Annotated in this window: 15 protein-coding genes and 2 pseudogenes; 8 read left to right on the top strand and 9 right to left on the bottom strand. The window is 65.4% G+C overall.

The window, feature by feature from the left end; genetic code table 11:
• Positions 1–85 precede the first annotated feature (85 nt).
• Entirely contained in the window at positions 86–1,717 is a 1,632-nt protein-coding gene (locus PVA39_RS14345; RefSeq protein ID WP_274124612.1) for a hybrid sensor histidine kinase/response regulator, read from the top strand.
• On the opposite strand, the gene PVA39_RS14350 is transcribed toward PVA39_RS14345, so the two are convergent.
• The 5 genes and pseudogenes from PVA39_RS14350 to PVA39_RS14365 all read right to left on the bottom strand — a co-directional run bounded on the left by PVA39_RS14350 (position 1,698) and on the right by PVA39_RS14365 (position 5,830).
• The gene (locus PVA39_RS14350) at positions 1,698–2,369 is read right to left on the bottom strand and encodes a LuxR C-terminal-related transcriptional regulator (RefSeq protein ID WP_274124613.1); all 672 of its coding nucleotides are present in this window, start codon (positions 2,367–2,369) and stop codon (positions 1,698–1,700) included. The two genes, PVA39_RS14345 and PVA39_RS14350, sit on opposite strands and share 20 nt — an antisense overlap.
• Before the next feature lie 119 nt (positions 2,370–2,488).
• Positions 2,489–2,707, bottom strand: a pseudogene (locus PVA39_RS23475) (methyl-accepting chemotaxis protein); the annotation flags it as partial.
• 54 nt (positions 2,708–2,761) lie between these two features.
• Positions 2,762–3,787 (bottom strand): annotated as a pseudogene (locus PVA39_RS14355) (PAS domain-containing protein); the annotation flags it as partial.
• A gap of 388 nt (positions 3,788–4,175) precedes the next feature.
• Entirely contained in the window at positions 4,176–4,475 is a 300-nt protein-coding gene (locus PVA39_RS14360) for a chorismate mutase (RefSeq protein ID WP_274124615.1), read from the bottom strand.
• Positions 4,476–4,660: 185 nt separating this feature from the next.
• Positions 4,661–5,830, bottom strand: coding sequence for an MFS transporter (locus tag PVA39_RS14365; protein WP_093502823.1), 1,170 nt, complete (start codon positions 5,828–5,830; stop codon positions 4,661–4,663).
• A gap of 94 nt (positions 5,831–5,924) precedes the next feature.
• On the opposite strand from PVA39_RS14365, the gene PVA39_RS14370 reads away from it, so the two are divergent.
• Positions 5,925–6,818: a LysR family transcriptional regulator gene (locus tag PVA39_RS14370; RefSeq protein ID WP_274124616.1), complete on the top strand. Its 894-nt coding sequence runs from the start codon at positions 5,925–5,927 to the stop codon at positions 6,816–6,818.
• A gap of 220 nt (positions 6,819–7,038) precedes the next feature.
• Here PVA39_RS14370 and PVA39_RS14375 read toward each other — a convergent pair whose 3' ends face one another.
• Positions 7,039–7,335, bottom strand: a complete 297-nt coding sequence (locus PVA39_RS14375) for a hypothetical protein (RefSeq protein ID WP_274124617.1) — start codon at positions 7,333–7,335, stop codon at positions 7,039–7,041.
• Positions 7,336–7,349: 14 nt separating this feature from the next.
• Complete coding sequence (locus PVA39_RS14380) at positions 7,350–7,847, bottom strand: MarR family winged helix-turn-helix transcriptional regulator (RefSeq protein WP_274124618.1); 498 nt, start codon at positions 7,845–7,847, stop codon at positions 7,350–7,352.
• A gap of 85 nt (positions 7,848–7,932) precedes the next feature.
• Here PVA39_RS14380 and PVA39_RS14385 point away from each other — a divergent pair, with 85 nt between their 5' ends.
• Positions 7,933–8,835, top strand: coding sequence for a DMT family transporter (locus tag PVA39_RS14385; protein WP_274124619.1), 903 nt, complete (start codon positions 7,933–7,935; stop codon positions 8,833–8,835).
• Entirely contained in the window at positions 8,832–9,992 is a 1,161-nt protein-coding gene (locus tag PVA39_RS14390; RefSeq protein WP_274124620.1) for a cyanate transporter, read from the top strand. Before PVA39_RS14385 ends, PVA39_RS14390 begins: the two co-directional genes overlap by 4 nt.
• A 4-nt stretch (positions 9,993–9,996) precedes the next feature.
• On the opposite strand, the gene mnmH is transcribed toward PVA39_RS14390, so the two are convergent.
• Both mnmH and selD read right to left on the bottom strand, forming a co-directional pair.
• Entirely contained in the window at positions 9,997–11,088 is a 1,092-nt protein-coding gene (gene mnmH / locus PVA39_RS14395; RefSeq protein ID WP_274124621.1) for a tRNA 2-selenouridine(34) synthase MnmH, read from the bottom strand.
• Entirely contained in the window at positions 11,088–12,122 is a 1,035-nt protein-coding gene (gene selD / locus PVA39_RS14400) for a selenide, water dikinase SelD (RefSeq protein ID WP_274124622.1), read from the bottom strand. The genes mnmH and selD overlap by 1 nt, the downstream gene beginning before the upstream one ends.
• Positions 12,123–12,281: 159 nt before the next feature.
• Between selD and PVA39_RS14405 the strand changes: the two genes are divergently transcribed.
• Genes PVA39_RS14405 through phnE form a run of 4 tightly spaced genes read left to right on the top strand, consistent with a single transcriptional unit; the run spans position 12,282 to position 15,512 of the window.
• Positions 12,282–13,133 (top strand): putative selenate ABC transporter substrate-binding protein, encoded by an 852-nt coding sequence (locus PVA39_RS14405; protein ID WP_274124623.1) that lies wholly within the window; start codon positions 12,282–12,284, stop codon positions 13,131–13,133.
• The gene (locus PVA39_RS14410) at positions 13,130–13,927 is read left to right on the top strand and encodes a phosphonate ABC transporter ATP-binding protein (RefSeq protein WP_274124624.1); all 798 of its coding nucleotides are present in this window, start codon (positions 13,130–13,132) and stop codon (positions 13,925–13,927) included. The genes PVA39_RS14405 and PVA39_RS14410 overlap by 4 nt, the downstream gene beginning before the upstream one ends.
• Complete coding sequence (locus PVA39_RS14415) at positions 13,921–14,748, top strand: PhnE/PtxC family ABC transporter permease (RefSeq protein WP_274124625.1); 828 nt, start codon at positions 13,921–13,923, stop codon at positions 14,746–14,748. The genes PVA39_RS14410 and PVA39_RS14415 overlap by 7 nt, the downstream gene beginning before the upstream one ends.
• A complete protein-coding gene (gene phnE, locus PVA39_RS14420; RefSeq protein WP_274124626.1) occupies positions 14,745–15,512 on the top strand; it encodes a phosphonate ABC transporter, permease protein PhnE in 768 nt (255 codons plus the stop codon). The genes PVA39_RS14415 and phnE overlap by 4 nt, the downstream gene beginning before the upstream one ends.
• Positions 15,513–15,545: the final 33 nt, after the last annotated feature.

Here is a 15,545-nt window from a genome sequence, read left to right on the forward strand (position 1 = left end):
TTTTCAGCACGGCGAATCATGCATGGCCGGCCGGGAAGGAATTCCGTTAAGGTCGGCCGCTTGATCAGGTTTCGGAAGGTCCGTCATGAAGTCGCTGTTTCGCCTAGAGGATCTGGAGTTCAGCCAGGCGCAACTGCGCCTTGTGGTGGTTTTCGTCGTGTCGCTCTATGCCGTGATCATGTATCCGCTGGGGCTGCTCGACGCCGAGTTGCTCAAGGCCGTGCTGGTTACCGGTACGTTATTCACGCTGCTGTCGGTGTTGCTGCTCGCCCACCTCTGGTTCCTGCCGCAGCCCATGGTCTGGCGCAGGGTTGCCGCCATGCTGCTGGACAACCTGGGCGCCTGCGCGGTGATGATTCTCGGCCAGGAAGCGCTGCTGCCAACGTTCTGCGTCCTGCTGAGCATGACGGTCGGCAATGGCGTGCGATTCGGCCGGCCCTACCTGATTCTGGCCACCAGCTTTGGCCTTGCCTCTCTCACCCTCATCGCATTCTTCGTGCCTTTCCTGCAAGAGCACCCGGCGGTTCTGGTGATGATGGTGCTGAGCATGCTGGTGCTGCCCACCTTCAGCTATTTTCTGCTGGGCCGTTTGCAGGAGGCCATGGCGGCCGCCAAGCGCGCCGACCAGGACAAGTCGCGCTTTCTGGCGCAGGCCAGCCATGACCTGCGCCAACCCATCCACGCCATCGGCTTGTTCACCACCTGCCTGCGCGGCACTCCGCTCAATGCCGAGCAGCATCAGCTGATCGACAGCGTCGACCGTTCCCTGCTCAGCGTCGAGCAGCTCTTCCGCTCGCTGCTGGACATCTACACGCTCGACCAGCAGCAGGTGATGCCGCGTAAACAGACGGTAGACCTGCATCGATTGCTGGTCGACCTGAAAAAGCAGAACAGCGAGGCCGCGCGCTGGGCCGGCGTGGATATCCGTATACGTGGCGCCGCCACGCTGACCTACAGCGACCCCGCGCTGCTCGGCACCCTGCTGCAGAACCTGGTATCCAACGCCATCAAATACGCGCCGGGTCGCCCCCTGCTCATCGCCTGCCGCCAGCGTGGCTCGACCCTCACCGTGCAACTGCATGATCGCGGCCCGGGGATTGCCGCGGAGCACCTGCCGCACCTGTTCGAAGAGTTCTATCGCGTACGCCAGGACCGTGACCGGGATGTGGAAGGCATCGGACTGGGGTTGAGCATCGTGCGGCGCATCGCCACCCTCCTCGACCTGCAGATCAGCGTCGCCTCTAGAGTCGGCCACGGTACCTCGATCACCCTGGCAGGCCTGCCGGCAGTCATCCCTCGCCAGGCCCCCCATGCACTGCCGCCGACCGAACCTGTCGCCGACCTGCAAGGCATTCATGTGCTGCTCATCGAGGATGACCGCAGCGTGCTGGAGGCGATGGCCAAGCTGCTGCGCGCCTGGGGCTGCCAGGTCACCGCCATCGACGGCCCACCCAATGCCGCGTTGCCCTGCGATGTGGTGGTGACGGACTTCGATCTGGGCCGCGAGGCAACCGGCATCGAATGCCTGGCGCAGCTGGAAGAGTGGCATGGCCGTCCGTTACCGGCCGTGATTCTTACGGGTCACGACCCGCAGAGAATTCGATCAGCGCTACCGGACCCACGCATACCGCTGCTCTCCAAGCCCGTGCGCTCAGCCGAGCTGCAACGGGTCATCGCCGAATTGGCCGGGCGCCAGGTCAGCGCTCCCCTTCCCTGACCTGGGCGCTGCGACTTGCCGCGCCCAGCCCATGCCGTGCGCCCAGCGCCGCGGCTGCCGAACGCGAACTGAGCTTGAGAACGCCGAGCAGCGCCGACACGTGAATGCGCACGGTAAAGGGCGAAATGCGCAGAATCTGCGCGATCTCCTTGTTGCTCAGCCCATCGGTGATCAGTTGCAGCACCTCGAATTGCCGCGCCGTGAGCGACGAGAAACAATCGGCAGCAGTCGGCGGCTCGTAGGCCGTGAAGCTGCCCTGGGACGCACAACGCACCACAGGCTCGCCATTCAACGCAGCAGTCAGCGCTTCGGCGACCTCACTCGGGGGCAGCGATTTGCCGATAAAGGCGCTGGCCCCTTGGCTCATCACGCGCTCGACCACCAGTGGGTCTTCGCACATCGACACCACCACCAGCAACGAGGCGGGAAACTCCAGGCGCCAGTCCGCAATGGATGCCCAGGCGTTATCGCTCGAGTACATCAGATCCAGCAAAATGCCCGCCGGAGCCTGCGCTCGCGCCAGTTGCAACGCCTCATCTAGCGTCGCCGCTTCCCTGATCAGGGCCTGCGGTCGCGCCTGCGCGAGCAACCGCACCAGCCCATCACGAAAAAGCGGGTGATCGTCGGCGACGATGAAAAGCTCCTGCTGCATCTGCGATGAACGTCCGGGATTCTGAGGTCGATACCATACCCCATCGACGGCAGCTTGGCTGGCGCAATGGATGGTCCAGCCTTCAACTCCGCTTCACTGAATTACCCCGCTCAGGTACGCATCATCTCAGCCGCCTGCTCAGTGGCCTCCGTAGTGCGGGTCGCAAGCTTGCGCACCTCATCGGCCACCACCGCGAAACCTCGCCCCGCCTCACCGGCTCGGGCCGCCTCGATCGCCGCGTTCAGCGCCAGTAGATTGGTCTGGCTGGCGATGCTCTGGATAGTGCCGACGATCTGGGTGAGCTTCACGATGTTGGCTTCCAGGGTGCGCTGGTGCGCCGCCTCGGTATCACGCATGGCGTTCTGCTGATGTTGCAGATCCACGTCTACCAGTGCACCGACCACCCTCAGCGGCGCGCCCGAGGCGTCGCGTTTGGTCTGCCCGCGAGCCCGGAACCAGCGGTACTCACCGCTCTTCATCTTCAGGCGATATTCAATGTCGAAGGGCGTTTTGCCGGTACGATCGTTCAGGTGTGCCTGGAACGCCTCGAGGCTGTAGGCCTTGTCTTCGGGGTGCAGGCGCGATGCCCAACTGTCCAGCACATCGGGAAACTCCTCGACTGTCTCGAAGCCCAGCAGACGACGGAATTGCGGCGACCACCAGAAGGGGTTCTTCGGGTTGACCGGATCACCGGCGATCACCTCCATGTCCCACAGGCCGTCCGACAGCATCTCGCGGGCCAGCTCGAAGCGGGTGATGATCACGTCGTGCTCCTGTTCACGCTGCAGCTCATCGTGAATATCACGCAGCGCGCCGGCGACCCGCAGTGGTACGCCACGGCCGTCGCGTAGGGTTTCGCCTTGGGCAAAGAACCAGCGGTAGGTGCCGTCCTTCATGGCCAGGCGATTCCTGACCCGGTAAGGCGTCAGGCCCGACTTGTCGTTCAGGTGGCGGGCGAAGGCATCCAGGGTCGCCGCCTTGTCTTCAGGGTGCAAGCGGTCAGCCCAGCTGGCCAGCACGTTGGGAAAATCCCGCTCATCGCGGAAGCCGAGCATGGCCCGCAGCTGCGGCGACCACCAAAATTGGTTGCGCGGGTTCACCGGGTCACCGGCTACCACCTCCATATCCCACAGGCCTTCGCTGGAAGCGCGGTTGACCAGATCGAAGCGCGTTTCCGAAGCGCGGGCGCTGGCGTCGGCCTCAGCCAGCATGAGCCGCGCCGCTTCCAGTTCGCGCTCAAGCTCGGCGATGCGATTGTCGCTCTGCGCAGCCTTTTGTTCGCGTGATGTCCATTCACGCTGCACCTCTGCCCAGCTGGCAGACCCACGGCTGGCAGTACCCTGGGCAGAATTCGGAAGCGAAGCGGTGAGTTGCTTGAGCGCCAGGAGCTCAGCGCGCGGACGAAAGAGATGGAGCATGGTTCGGTACTCAGAGGCGTTCGAGAGGTGCCGAATCCATGGCCTTGGTTGGGTTTCAACACACTGAAAGCGCCACCCTACTGGCCGATCAGCTATCAGCGCAGAGTAGGACTGGCGAGACTTTGGAAAGGTTGCATCTTTTTGACATCATTATGATATCAGCGCATCAAAAGAGTACACACACCTAAAGGTCATGTTGGCGGGCGCTATTTTCATCACGGGCCAATAACCGGTCGTGCCCTGACGCGGGCCTGTTCGGTAGCCACATACTTCGCTGTCGCGCTATCTGCAGGCACGCCTAGAGATGGTGAAGGGTTTGAACCTGGGCGCCGGGATGACCTTCGTGGACTTTGCGTATCGGTGGCGACTCTCACCCAGCCTTAGCCGCTCAGGCATCTGCGCTCAAGGCGGCATGGGTACGCAGTTCTTCCTCGATGAATGCGGCGATCATCGCTCGATAAACCTGCTCGACGACCGCTGCCGAAGCGCCGTGCTCATCGGCCAGTGCACGCACCTTGCCGATGACCTGCTCGACACGCGCTGGGGCGCGGACATCCGCACTGTCTTTTTTGAAGTTTGCCGCCTGAGCGACGAAGCCGCCGCGCTGAGCGATGAGGTCGACCATGGCGCGATCGATCTGATCGATGCGCTTGCGTACCTCTTCAAGGGATTTGCATTGCACGTCCATATGACGATTTCCTGTGATGCTCCAAATGGGGCCATCACGTTAGTCAGCATGGCGACATGTGTCTAGCACGTAGGGCGGACTCAGGAACGCTAGCGAACAGTCCGCTGGAGTACGCAAAACGCGTACTCCTTCACCAACGGCACACTGTCTGGCACGCCATACACCTTGGCAGCCTTGCATGCACCTCAACTGCATACCCGCGGAGCAACCGGCCTGGATCGCCAGGCAAATCCAAGCACCATCAGTAGCCCCAACGCAGCCATCGCGGCACCGGCCAGGGAGATCGCCGGGTAGCCGAGGCCTGCACTGATCACCGCACCACCCAGCGCCGCGCCAATGGCGTTGCCGAGGTTGAAGGCGCCGATGTTCACGGCCGAAGCCAGGTTGGGCGCGCCCTTGGCGGCTTCCATCACGCGCATCTGCAGCGGCGGCACGATGGCGAAGCTGGCGATGCCCCAGATGAGGATCGCCACGGCGGCTGGCAGCGGCCAGCGCATCAGCACCGTGAAGGCCAGCAGCACCAGGATCAGCACACTCAGCGAGGCGATCAGGGTGCGGTCGATGGAGCGATCCGCTGCCTTGCCGCCCCACATGTTGCCCAGGGTCAGTCCCACGCCGTAGAGCACCAGCATGGCGGTGATGAAGCCGGTGGAGGCGTGGGTCTGGGTGCTGAGGATCGGCGCGATGTAGGTGAACACGGTGAACATCGCACTGGAGCCGACCACGGTCAGGGCCAGCGCGGCGAGTACCGGGCCACGGCCCAGCACGCGGATTTCGGCGAGCACGCCGTCGCTCTTCGGCAACTCGACATTGGGCAAGGCGAACCACAGCGCGAGCATGGTGATCAGGCCCAGGCCGGAGATGCCCCAGAACGCTGTGCGCCAGCCAAGCACTTCACCGAACCAGGCAGCCAGCGGTACGCCACCGATGGTGGCCAGGGTCAGGCCCATGAACATCGCGGCGACCGCGCCGGCCCGTTTGTCCGGCGCGACCAGGCTGGCCGCCACCACCGAGCCGACGCCGAAGAAGGCGCCGTGGTTGAGCGAGGTGACCACGCGGGCGATCAGCAGGCTGGTGTAGTCGGTGGCCAGGGCAGACATCAGGTTGCCGAGAGTGAAGATGGCCATCAGCCCGATCAGCAGGTAGCGCCGGGGAATCTTGCCGGTGGTCAGGGTCATCAGCGGCGCGCCGATCAGCACGCCGATGGCATAGGCGCTGACCAGCAGGCCGGCGGCGGGAATCGACACACCAAGATCACTGGCGATGCCGGGCAACATGCCCATGGGGGCGAACTCGGTAACGCCGATGCCGAAGGCACCGGTGGCGAGCGCGACGAGGGGTGGATTGATACGCATGAGAGGCTCCTTATCTATGCCGAAAATGCTACGATCCCGACCTCACGGGCGGTAGACCGCTTTTCTGGCAAACACCTTTGCTGCAGAGGCACAAATGGATATAGGCGGCCGATCAGGCGAGATGGAAGTCCTGGTACGCGTGGCGCAGGAAGGTAGCCTGTCGGCGGCGGCGCGCACGCTTGGCCTGACGCCTTCAGCGGTCAGCCGCATCATCGCCCGTACCGAGCAACGCCTGGGTACCCGCCTGCTGCTACGCACTACCCGCGCCATTACCTTCACGGCCGAAGGCGAGGCGTACCTGCGCGGCGCCCGGCGCATCCTGGCCGACCTGGCGGAGGTCGAGGGCGCCATCGCTGACCAGAGCGTGCCCAAAGGACGTATTCGCGTCAGCGCTGCGCTCGGTCATGGCCGGCTGGCCATCGTGCCGCTGGTGGCGGCCTTCAGCGCACGCTACCCGAATATCGTCGTCGACCTCACATTGGGCGATGAGGTGGTGGATATTCTCGGCGGCGTGGCCGACGTGGCGGTGCGTTTCGGCCCTTTGCCGGACAGCCCGCCGACCGCCCGCAAGATCGGCGACACCGGTCAGGTGGTGGTGGCCTCACCCGATTACCTGGCGCGCCATGGCACGCCCCAGGCCCCGGAAGACCTGCTGCAACACAACTGCCTACGCTTCAATTTCCGCCGCGCTGAGCCCAATTGGCCCTTCGTGCGTGACGGCGACGCGTTCTCCCTGAAGGTGTGCGGCAACATCGAATGCAGCAGCGGTGAGGCCCTGGCACAACTGGCCCGGGTCGGCGCTGGCATCGCCCGCATCGGCGCCTTTACGGTCAACGAGGACACCGAGCGGGGCGACCTGGTGCCACTGCTCGAGACCTTCAACCCGGGTGAGCGCGAGCCGATCCACGCCGTATTCGTCGGCGGCCCGACGATGCCAGCGCGAGTGCGGCTGTTCGTGGACTTTCTGATCGAGCATCACCGGTTGTAGGGGCTTGCTTAGAGGGACAACGCTTTGCTTTTCCGCCGTTGTTATCTGAAAGCGATCGGTGCGGCGCCAGTTAACCTCCCTCTCTGCGCCATCACCAAACCAAGGTGGGAACGCGGGGCGCCTAGTTCATGCGCACAAAGTCGCGGGCATGGCCCGCTCCTACAGGTTAGGCAATCCACCCTCAAGGCACAGCTGGATGCGCTCTTGGCGTCCGACCCGCTCAGCGACTCAAACTAAACGCAAACAGCAGATACAACCCGAATGCCACCACTGGCAGCAGGTGCCAGAAATGGGACAGCCACGGCGCCGAGTTGATGTAGCCGACCACCAACAAGGCAGCGGTGCCCAGCGAGATGCTGGGGAGCAGCAGCATCAGGGTCGCCAGCAGGCGGTCCTGAAACGGCGTCAGTTCGTTGTGGTTGGCGATGGCCGCAGCGGAAAAGACCACGATCAGGCCTTGCAGGCCGGCGAAGGTGATCTGGGCGATTACGCCAATGATCAGTGCAGCTAGGGACATGGGTTCGCTTCCTTTCATTCACCCGATTGCAGGTTGGCCAGCAGCTTGCCGGTGAGCGCATGCAGCTGCTGTTTTTCCTCGTCACTGAGGGCGGCCAGAACGCGCTGCAGGTTAGCAACGTGGGCGGTGAGCATGCTGTCGATCAGTTCAAAACCCGCCGGCGTCAGCGCCACCAGGATGCCGCGGCGGTCCGATGGATGCTTGCGCCGCTCGATAAACCCGGCCTTTTCCAGGCGGTCGATGCGGCTGGTCATGCCGCCGGAGGAAATCATCGCGCTTTCGTACAACACCGTGGGCATCAGTGCATAGGGCTCGCCTGAGCGGCGCAGAGTGGCCAGCACGTCGAACTCGCCGGCCTGCAGGCCATGGCTGGCGAAGAACGGCAGCAGATGATCACGACTGATCACCTGACTCAGTTCGCCCAACCTGCCGATCACCGCCATGGCAAAACCGTCCAGATCCGGGCGTTGTCCACGCCACTGCTCGGCGGCCAATTGTGCTCGATCCTGCATATGAACCTCGATTTATCTTGCCATCAAGATACTTTTCAAAAAGAATGTTTGCATCCTAGCGTATCCAGTCCAAGGAGGCACCTGCATGGCAGGCACGCAGCATCGACCCGTTTTAGCCCTGGCCCTGCTGTTCACCGTCGGCGCACTGATGGGGCTCACCAGCATTCTGGTCAAGCTGGCCGGCAGCGCCGGCTGGCAGCCGATGGCCTATCTGTTGTGGGGCCTGCTGGGCGGCGGCCTGCTGCTGTTGTTGTTCGCCTGGTGGCGCGGCGAGCGGCCGGGCATGAGCCTGGCGCAACAACGCTATTACCTGGCTTCGGGTCTGCTCAGCATTGCCGTGCCGAACGGCCTGCTGTTCAGCTCCATCGGCCATGTCGGCGCCGGATTCGCCTCGATGTGCCTGGCCTTCCCGCCCCTGTTCACCTACCTGCTGGCCCTGGCGCTGCGCATGGAAGCGCTCAGCCGCATCCGCTTGCTGGGCATCTGCATCGGCTTGTCAGGCAGCCTGCTGCTGGCCCTGGGCAAACTGCACGGCGGCGACAGCCAGGCCTTGTGGGTGGTGGCGGCGCTGTGCGTGCCGGTATTCCTGGCGCTGGGCAATATCTACCGCGCCCGATACTGGCCCAGCGGCGCCACGCCGCTGTCGCTGGCGCCCGGCATGCTGCTGGGCGGCGCGGTCCTGTTGGGGCTCACAGCGCTGTTTGGCGTGGACTTCTCGCCCAACCTGAACAGCCCCCTGGCCGTCGGCCTGATGCTGGTGCAGATGCTGTTGTTCGCAGCGGTCTATGCGCTGTTCTTCATCCTGCAGAAGCTGGCGGGCACGGTTTTTCTCAGCCAGATCGGCTCGGTGGCGGCGATCACGGGGGCGGCCATGGCCATCGGCCTGCTCGGCGAACAAGGTAGCCTGAGCCTGGCACTGGCAGCGCTGTGCATAGTCATCGGCGTTTTGCTGGTGGCCTGGCGCGGGGCCCAGGAGAACGCGCAATGAAACGGCAAACCCTGTTGCTACTGGCGATCATCCTGCTCGGCCTGAACCTGCGCCCGGTACTGGCGGCGGTGGGCCCGCTGCTCGACCGCATCCAACTGGACACGCACCTGGGGCATGTGGGCGCCAGCCTGCTGACCAGCCTGCCGATCGTGATCATGGGCCTCGGCGCCCTGGCTGCGACCTTTTTGCGCGGACGACTTGGCGAGCGACGCGGCATCCTGCTGGGTACCCTGCTGATCGCCCTCGCCTGCCTGGCTCGCGGCCTGTTGCCGAGCGCCACGCCGTTATTGATCAGCGCCCTGCTGGCCGGCGCCGGCATCGCTTTCGTACAGGCGTTGCTGCCAGGCTTGATCAAGGCGCGTTTCAACCATGACGCTGGACGGCTGATCGGCTTCTACAGCTGCGCGATCATGGGCGGCGCGGCCTTCGGTGCCGCGCTCACGCCCTGGCTTGCACAATGGCTGGGGTGGTCATGGGCGCTGGCGACCTGGGCTATGCCGGCCATCGTAGCCTGCCTGGTGTGGAGCCGCGCAGCACCGGCGGACGAGCCCTCGTCAGGCAGCGCAACAGCGCCGCTCAACCCCTGGCGCTCGCCACGCGCCTGGTTGCTGATGGCGTTCTTCGGGGTCGGTACCGCGGGTTATACGCTGGTGCTGGCCTGGCTGCCGCCCTACTACACATCGCTGGGCTGGAGCGCCGAATCCAGCGGCCTGCTACTGGCCGTCCTGACGCTCTGCGAAGTGGCGGCCGGCCTGCTGGCGTCGAGCCTGCTGGCACGCTGCCCGGATCGCCGCCTGCTGTTGGGTTTCGTACTGACGTGCCTGCTGCTCGGGCTGATCGCCCTGGTGGTCGCTCCCTTGGCACTGGTGGCGGTGATCTGCGTGCTGATCGGCATCGGTATCGGCGCGCTGTTTCCACTGTCGCTGGTGGTGGCTCAGGACCATCTCGACGACCCACGCCAGACCGGCGACCTGCTGGCCTTCGTACAAGGCGGCGGTTACCTGATCGCCGCCACCTCGCCGCTGCTCGCCGGCCTGCTGCGCCAGTACACCAACGACCTGCGCCTGAGCTGGCTGATGATGGCCGCCGCCACGCTGCTATTGATGATCATGGCCGCGCGCTTCAAACCGGGCAGCGGACACTTTCGCACCCGCTGATAGATCAGCGCGCCTCACGCAGGTAGGCGACCACCGCGGCCTTGTCGCCGGCGAAAACGATGCGCTCGGCCTTGCTGTCGCGCTGGTAGGCGTACATAGGATCGTAGTATTCGCGCAGCAGTCCGGCGATCCAGTTGCGGTGTAAGTCCACGGCGCCGCTACGCTGCTGGGCGCCGAGGGCATCGACCATGATCGCCCGCAAGCGCTGGTGGCGTTCACCGCCCAGGCGCTTGTGGATGTTGTCCAGGCTCTGCAGCAGCCGCGCGGCGAACAGGTCGAAGCCGCGCTCCTCACCGTTTACGGCGATGAACTCGGCGCAGAGGTCGATCACGTAGTCACGCAGGATGCGCTCCACACGCCCGTCGAAACTGTCTTCCAGCCACACCAGCGGGTAGCCCTGCATGCCCTGATGCAGCGACAGCGGCACGTTGCAGCTGCCGACGATGCGCCCTTCGTCTTCGATCACGAAGCGCTCGATACCCGCCGCCCGCTTGCGCAGGATGTCCACGGCCAGGGCGTTCTCGAAATCGATCTGTGCCGGCTGCCCGGTAGCGCGTTTGCCGAAGCTGGAGCCGCGGTGGTTGGCATGGCCTTCCAGGTCCAGGCCATCGGGCAGTTGGGCCAGCACGTCGGTCTTGCCGGTGCCGGTCATGCCGCCGACCACCACGAAGCGGCACTGCGCCACAGCGTCTTCGATAGTGTCGAGCAGGAAGGTGCGCATCGCCTTGTAGCCGCCGGTGATGCGCGGATAGTCGATGCCCGCCTCGCGCAGCCACTGCTGGACGATCTGCGAACGCAGGCCGCCGCGAAAGCAGTACAGGTAGCCATTGGGGTTGGCGCGAGCGAAGGCCGCCCAGGCGGCGACGCGTTCGGCCTTGATATCGCCGCCGACCAGTTGGTGGCCGAGCTTGATGGCGGCGTCCTGGCCGTGCTGCTTGTAACAGGTGCCGACCTTCTGGCGCTCCAGATCGGTCATCAGCGGCAGGTTGACCACGCCGGGAAACGCGCCCTTGGCGAATTCCACCGGCGCGCGGGTATCCATCATCGGCACGCCGTCGAGGAAGATCGTTCGAAAATCGCGGGCATCGTCGCGCATCAGAACACCTCGACGGCGTGACGCTGTCGCTCCACCAGCACCCCGATCGGCGCCAGGTGCAGGCCCAGCTCGGCCGCCGCGGCCAGAAACTCGTCCTGGCCCGCTTCGCTGACGGCGATCAGCAGGCCGCCGCTGGTCTGCGGGTCGCACAGCAGGTCGCGCTGGCTGTCGCTCAGGGCGGCGATGCGCTCGCCGTAGCTGTCGAAGTTGCGCAGCGTGCCGCCGGGCACGCAACCTTCGGCCAGGTAATGCTCGACGCCCGGCAGGCGCGGCACGGCGGCGTAGTCCAGGCGTGCGGTGAGGCTGGCGCCGTCGGCCATTTCCACCAGGTGGCCGAGCAGGCCGAAGCCGGTGACATCGGTCATGGCGTTGACGCCGGTCAGCTTGCCGAAGCGGCTGCCCGGCTTGTTCAGGGTGCACATCCAGTCGCGGGCCAGGCCCACGTCCTCGGCGCGGAGCTTGGCCTTCTTCTCGGCGGTGGTGAGGATGCCGATGCCCAGTGGCTTGGTCAGATACAGAGTGTCGCCGGCCTGGGCGGTGTCATTGCGTTTCATGTTCTGCTTATCGACGATGCCGGTCACCGCCAGGCCGAAGATCGGCTCGGGTGCGTCGATGGAGTGCCCGCCGGCCAGCGGAATGCCGGCGGCATCGCACACCGCGCGGCCGCCGCGGATCACTTCGCGGGCCACTTCCGGCGGCAGCAGGTTGACCGGCCAGCCGAGAATGGCGATGGCCATCAGCGGGTCGCCGCCCATGGCGTAGATGTCGCTGATCGCATTGGTGGCGGCGATGCGGCCGAAGTCGAACGGATCATCGACGATGGGCATGAAGAAATCGGTGGTCGACACCACGCCGCGGGTTTCGTCCAGGGCATACACCGCCGCATCGTCACGCGAGGCATTGCCGACCCACAGTTTGGGGTCGAGATTCTGTGCACCGCTGCCCGCGAGGATCACCTCCAGCACCTTGGGGGAAATCTTGCAGCCGCAGCCGGCTCCGTGGCTGTACTGGGTCAGGCGGATCGGCTCACTCATGGCAACGCTCTCGTCAACGGGAAACAGGCGGCGGATTCTAGCAAAGCTGGTCTTTCTCGCACCGCCTCCTATAATCGCCGCGATTCCCAGCCAATCCTGGCAAGCGCATCTGTATAGCGCTTGTTATCCGTTTTTTCCGCTATTGAACCGGAGAACTCCATGCTCAAGCGCACCCTGTCGTTGGTCGCCGGCCTTGCCCTGTCCGCTGCCGCCCTCACCGTCCATGCCGCCGAAACCCTGCGCGTCTCGGCGATTCCCGATGAAGCGCCCACCGAGCTGCTGCGCAAGTTCAAGCCACTGGGCGCCTACCTAGAGCAGCAACTGGGCATGAAGGTCGAGTTCGTACCGGTCGCCGACTACCCGGCCGTGGTCGAGGCGCTGGCCACCGATCGCCTGGACATGGCCTGGCTGGGCGGCTTCACCTTCGTGCAGGTGAACCTCAAGACCGGCAACGCGATTCCGCTGGTGCAGCGTGAGCAGGACGCGGCCTTCACCAGCACCTTCATCAGCGCCGATCCGCAGGTCAAATCGCTCAAGGACCTGAAAGGCAAGACCTTCGCCTTCGGCTCGATTTCCTCCACCTCCGGCAGCCTGATGCCGCGCTACTTCATGCTGCAGGACGGCATCAAGCCGGAAAGCTATTTCAGCCGTGTCGCTTACTCCGGCGCCCACGATGCCACCGCCGCCTGGGTGCAGGCCGGCAAGGTCGACGCTGGGGTGCTGAACTCCAGCGTGTGGGTCAAGCTGGTCAAGAGCGGCAAGGTCGACACCACCAAGGTCAAGGTCTTCGCCACCACGCCAACCTACTTCGATTACAACTGGACCGTGCGCGGCACCCTCGACCCGGCGCTGGCCGAGAAGATCAAACAGGCGTTCCTGGCCCTCGACCCGGCCAACCCGGAGCACAAGGCAATTCTCGACCTGCAGGCGGCCAGCCGCTTCATCGAGACCAAGCCTGAGAACTACAAGGGCATCGAAGAGGCTGCCCGCGCTGCCGATCTGCTCAAATGAGCCTGCGCCTGACCGCCGTCGGGCTCAGGCACGGCAATGGCGTGCAGGCGCTGCAGGGCATCGACCTGCAGGTCGAACAGGGTGAGCGGATGGCGATCATCGGCCCGTCCGGGGCCGGCAAGTCGAGCCTGCTCAACCTGCTGGCCACCGCCCTGGCGCCAAGCGCAGGCGAGCTGCAGGTGCTGGGCGAACGCCCGTGGCAGCTTTCCAGCCGCCAGCGCCAACGCCTGCGCACGCGCATCGGTCTGATCCATCAGGCGCCGCCTCTGCCCCTGCGCCAGCGAGTGGTCACCGCCGTGCTGGCCGGACGCCTGGGCCAGTGGAGCCTGGCCAGAAGCCTGGTCAACCTGCTGTATCCGCTGGACATTCCCGGCGCGCGAGCGCAGTTGGACAAGCTCGACCTGGCCGACAAGCTGTTCGCCCGCTGCGGCCAGCTCTCCGGCGGCCAGCTGCAGCGCATCGGCATCGCCCGCGCCCTCTACCAGGCCCCGCAATTGCTGCTGGCTGACGAACCGGTCTCGGCCATGGATCCGCGCCTCGCCGATCACACCCTGTCGCTACTGGTCAGCCATGCCGAAGCCGGCGGCGTGACCCTGGTCGCCAGCCTGCACACGGTGGAGCTGGCCCTGGCGCACTTTCCGCGCATCGTCGGGGTGCGTGACGGGCGCATCGCCTTCGACCTGCCGGCCAGTGAAGTCGACTCCGAGCGTCTGCAGGCACTGTATGCCAACGAACAGTTGAGCCCTAGCCGCGTTGATGAGCCTGCGCCGGGGGCCAGGGCGGCGCGATGCTGAAACGCGATCAGCGCGATCCCGCTGCTCTGCCGCGCCTGGCGTTCGTGCTGCTGGCCGTCGCCCTGCTGTGGCCGGGCATGCGCCTGGCCGAGCTGGACCTGGGCGTGTTGCTGAACCCGGACAGCGCCCAGTCCATGGGCAGCTTCCTGAAGGATTTCTGGCCGCCCGCCCACAACGAAGACTTTCTCAGCCTGCTGCTGGACGCCACCCTGCAGACCCTGGCCATCGCCACCGCCGGCATGGCCCTGGCGCTGCTGCTGGCGGTGCCGGCGAGCCTTTTGGCCAGCCGCGCGCTGTCGCTCTCGGCGGCCTCACGTGGTGGTCAGCCGAGTGTGCTGGGCCGATGGCTGCGCTGGCCGGTGCGCGGGTTGCTGATCGTGCTGCGCAGTGTGCCGGAAATCGTCTGGGCGCTGTTGTTCGTGCGCGCGGTGGGCCTGGGGCCGACCGCCGGGGTGCTGGCCATCGCCATCACTTACGCGGGCATGCTCGGCAAGGTCTACGCGGAAATCTTCGAGTCGGTGGACCAACGCCCCGTACACGCCCTGTTGCAGAGCGGCAGCGGGCGCCTGGCCGCCTTCGCCTATGGCGTGCTGCCGGCCGCCGCCGCGGAGCTGACCTCCTACACGGTGTACCGCTGGGAATGCGCGGTGCGCGCCTCGGTGGTGATGGGCTTCGTCGGCGCAGGCGGCCTGGGCCAGCAGATCGACCTGTCGATGCGCATGTTCGCTGGCGCCGAAGTGGCCAGCATGCTGCTGACCTTTCTGCTGCTGGTGCTGCTGGCTGACCAGCTCAGCCACCTGCTGCGCGGAAGGCTCACATGAGGCGCCTGGGCAACCTGCTGCTCGCGCTGGCCATCATCGCAGCAGTGATCGGCTCCTTCGTCTACCTCGAGCTGGATCTGGCCGGCCTGTTCGGCGCCGACAGCCTGGGGCAGATGGGTAGCTATGCGGCGCGTTTCATGCACCCCGACTTCAGCACCAGCCATCTGTGGGCCACCGCCCATGGCGCCCTGGAAACCCTGGCCATGTCGGCCGTCGGCACCCTGCTCGCCGCCGTGCTCGGTCTGCTGCTGGCGCTACCGGCGGCCGGGCGCCTGGGTGCCCTCGCCCAAGCTGCCACTCGGCTGCTGCTCAATGCCCTGCGCGCCATTCCCGAACTGGTATGGGCGGTGCTCATGGTGCTGGCGGCTGGTCTTGGCCCCAACGCCGGCACTCTGGCACTGGCGCTGCATACCGCGGGCGTACTCGGCCGGTTATTCGCCGAGGCCCTGGAGAACACCCCAACGCAGCCAGCGGACGCCATTCGTCTGCAGGGCGGCGGCGCCTGGGCCGCATTCTGCTATGGCACCCTGCCGGCATTGTGGCCACAATTGCTGGCCTACAGCCTGTACCGCTGGGAGAACAATATCCGCATGGCGGCGATCATGGGCTTCGTCGGTGCCGGCGGCCTGGGGCAGATGCTCTACGTCAGCCTGAGCCTGTTTCAGGAAGCCCAGGCCGCCACGGTGATCCTCGCCATGTTGCTGCTGGTGCTGGCCGTGGACGCCTTCAGCGGCTGGATGCGCCAGCGCTGGGTACGCAATTAATCCGGGAGCTCCACGGCTAAGGCTGTGGTCAGA

Source organism: Pseudomonas sp. CNPSo 3701 (assembly GCF_028674975.1).
Classification (GTDB): domain Bacteria; phylum Pseudomonadota; class Gammaproteobacteria; order Pseudomonadales; family Pseudomonadaceae; genus Aquipseudomonas; species Aquipseudomonas straminea.

Excerpts from the sequence above, each read along its gene's own strand:
- PVA39_RS14360 (WP_274124615.1), bottom strand. The coding sequence starts at position 4,475 with ATGGACGTGCAATGCAAATCCCTTGAAGAGGTACGCAAGCGCATCGAT.
- PVA39_RS14365 (WP_093502823.1), bottom strand. The coding sequence starts at position 5,830 with ATGCGTATCAATCCACCCCTCGTCGCGCTCGCCACCGGTGCCTTCGGC.
- PVA39_RS14380 (WP_274124618.1), bottom strand. The coding sequence starts at position 7,847 with ATGCAGGATCGAGCACAATTGGCCGCCGAGCAGTGGCGTGGACAACGC.
- PVA39_RS14375 (WP_274124617.1), bottom strand. The coding sequence starts at position 7,335 with ATGTCCCTAGCTGCACTGATCATTGGCGTAATCGCCCAGATCACCTTC.
- PVA39_RS14415 (WP_274124625.1), top strand. The coding sequence starts at position 13,921 with ATGCTGAAACGCGATCAGCGCGATCCCGCTGCTCTGCCGCGCCTGGCG.
- PVA39_RS14385 (WP_274124619.1), top strand. The coding sequence starts at position 7,933 with ATGGCAGGCACGCAGCATCGACCCGTTTTAGCCCTGGCCCTGCTGTTC.
- phnE (WP_274124626.1), top strand. The coding sequence starts at position 14,745 with ATGAGGCGCCTGGGCAACCTGCTGCTCGCGCTGGCCATCATCGCAGCA.
- PVA39_RS14345 (WP_274124612.1), top strand. The coding sequence starts at position 86 with ATGAAGTCGCTGTTTCGCCTAGAGGATCTGGAGTTCAGCCAGGCGCAA.
- PVA39_RS14405 (WP_274124623.1), top strand. The coding sequence starts at position 12,282 with ATGCTCAAGCGCACCCTGTCGTTGGTCGCCGGCCTTGCCCTGTCCGCT.
- PVA39_RS14370 (WP_274124616.1), top strand. The coding sequence starts at position 5,925 with ATGGATATAGGCGGCCGATCAGGCGAGATGGAAGTCCTGGTACGCGTG.
- mnmH (WP_274124621.1), bottom strand. The coding sequence starts at position 11,088 with ATGCGCGACGATGCCCGCGATTTTCGAACGATCTTCCTCGACGGCGTG.
- PVA39_RS14350 (WP_274124613.1), bottom strand. The coding sequence starts at position 2,369 with ATGCAGCAGGAGCTTTTCATCGTCGCCGACGATCACCCGCTTTTTCGT.
- selD (WP_274124622.1), bottom strand. The coding sequence starts at position 12,122 with ATGAGTGAGCCGATCCGCCTGACCCAGTACAGCCACGGAGCCGGCTGC.
- PVA39_RS14410 (WP_274124624.1), top strand. The coding sequence starts at position 13,130 with ATGAGCCTGCGCCTGACCGCCGTCGGGCTCAGGCACGGCAATGGCGTG.
- PVA39_RS14390 (WP_274124620.1), top strand. The coding sequence starts at position 8,832 with ATGAAACGGCAAACCCTGTTGCTACTGGCGATCATCCTGCTCGGCCTG.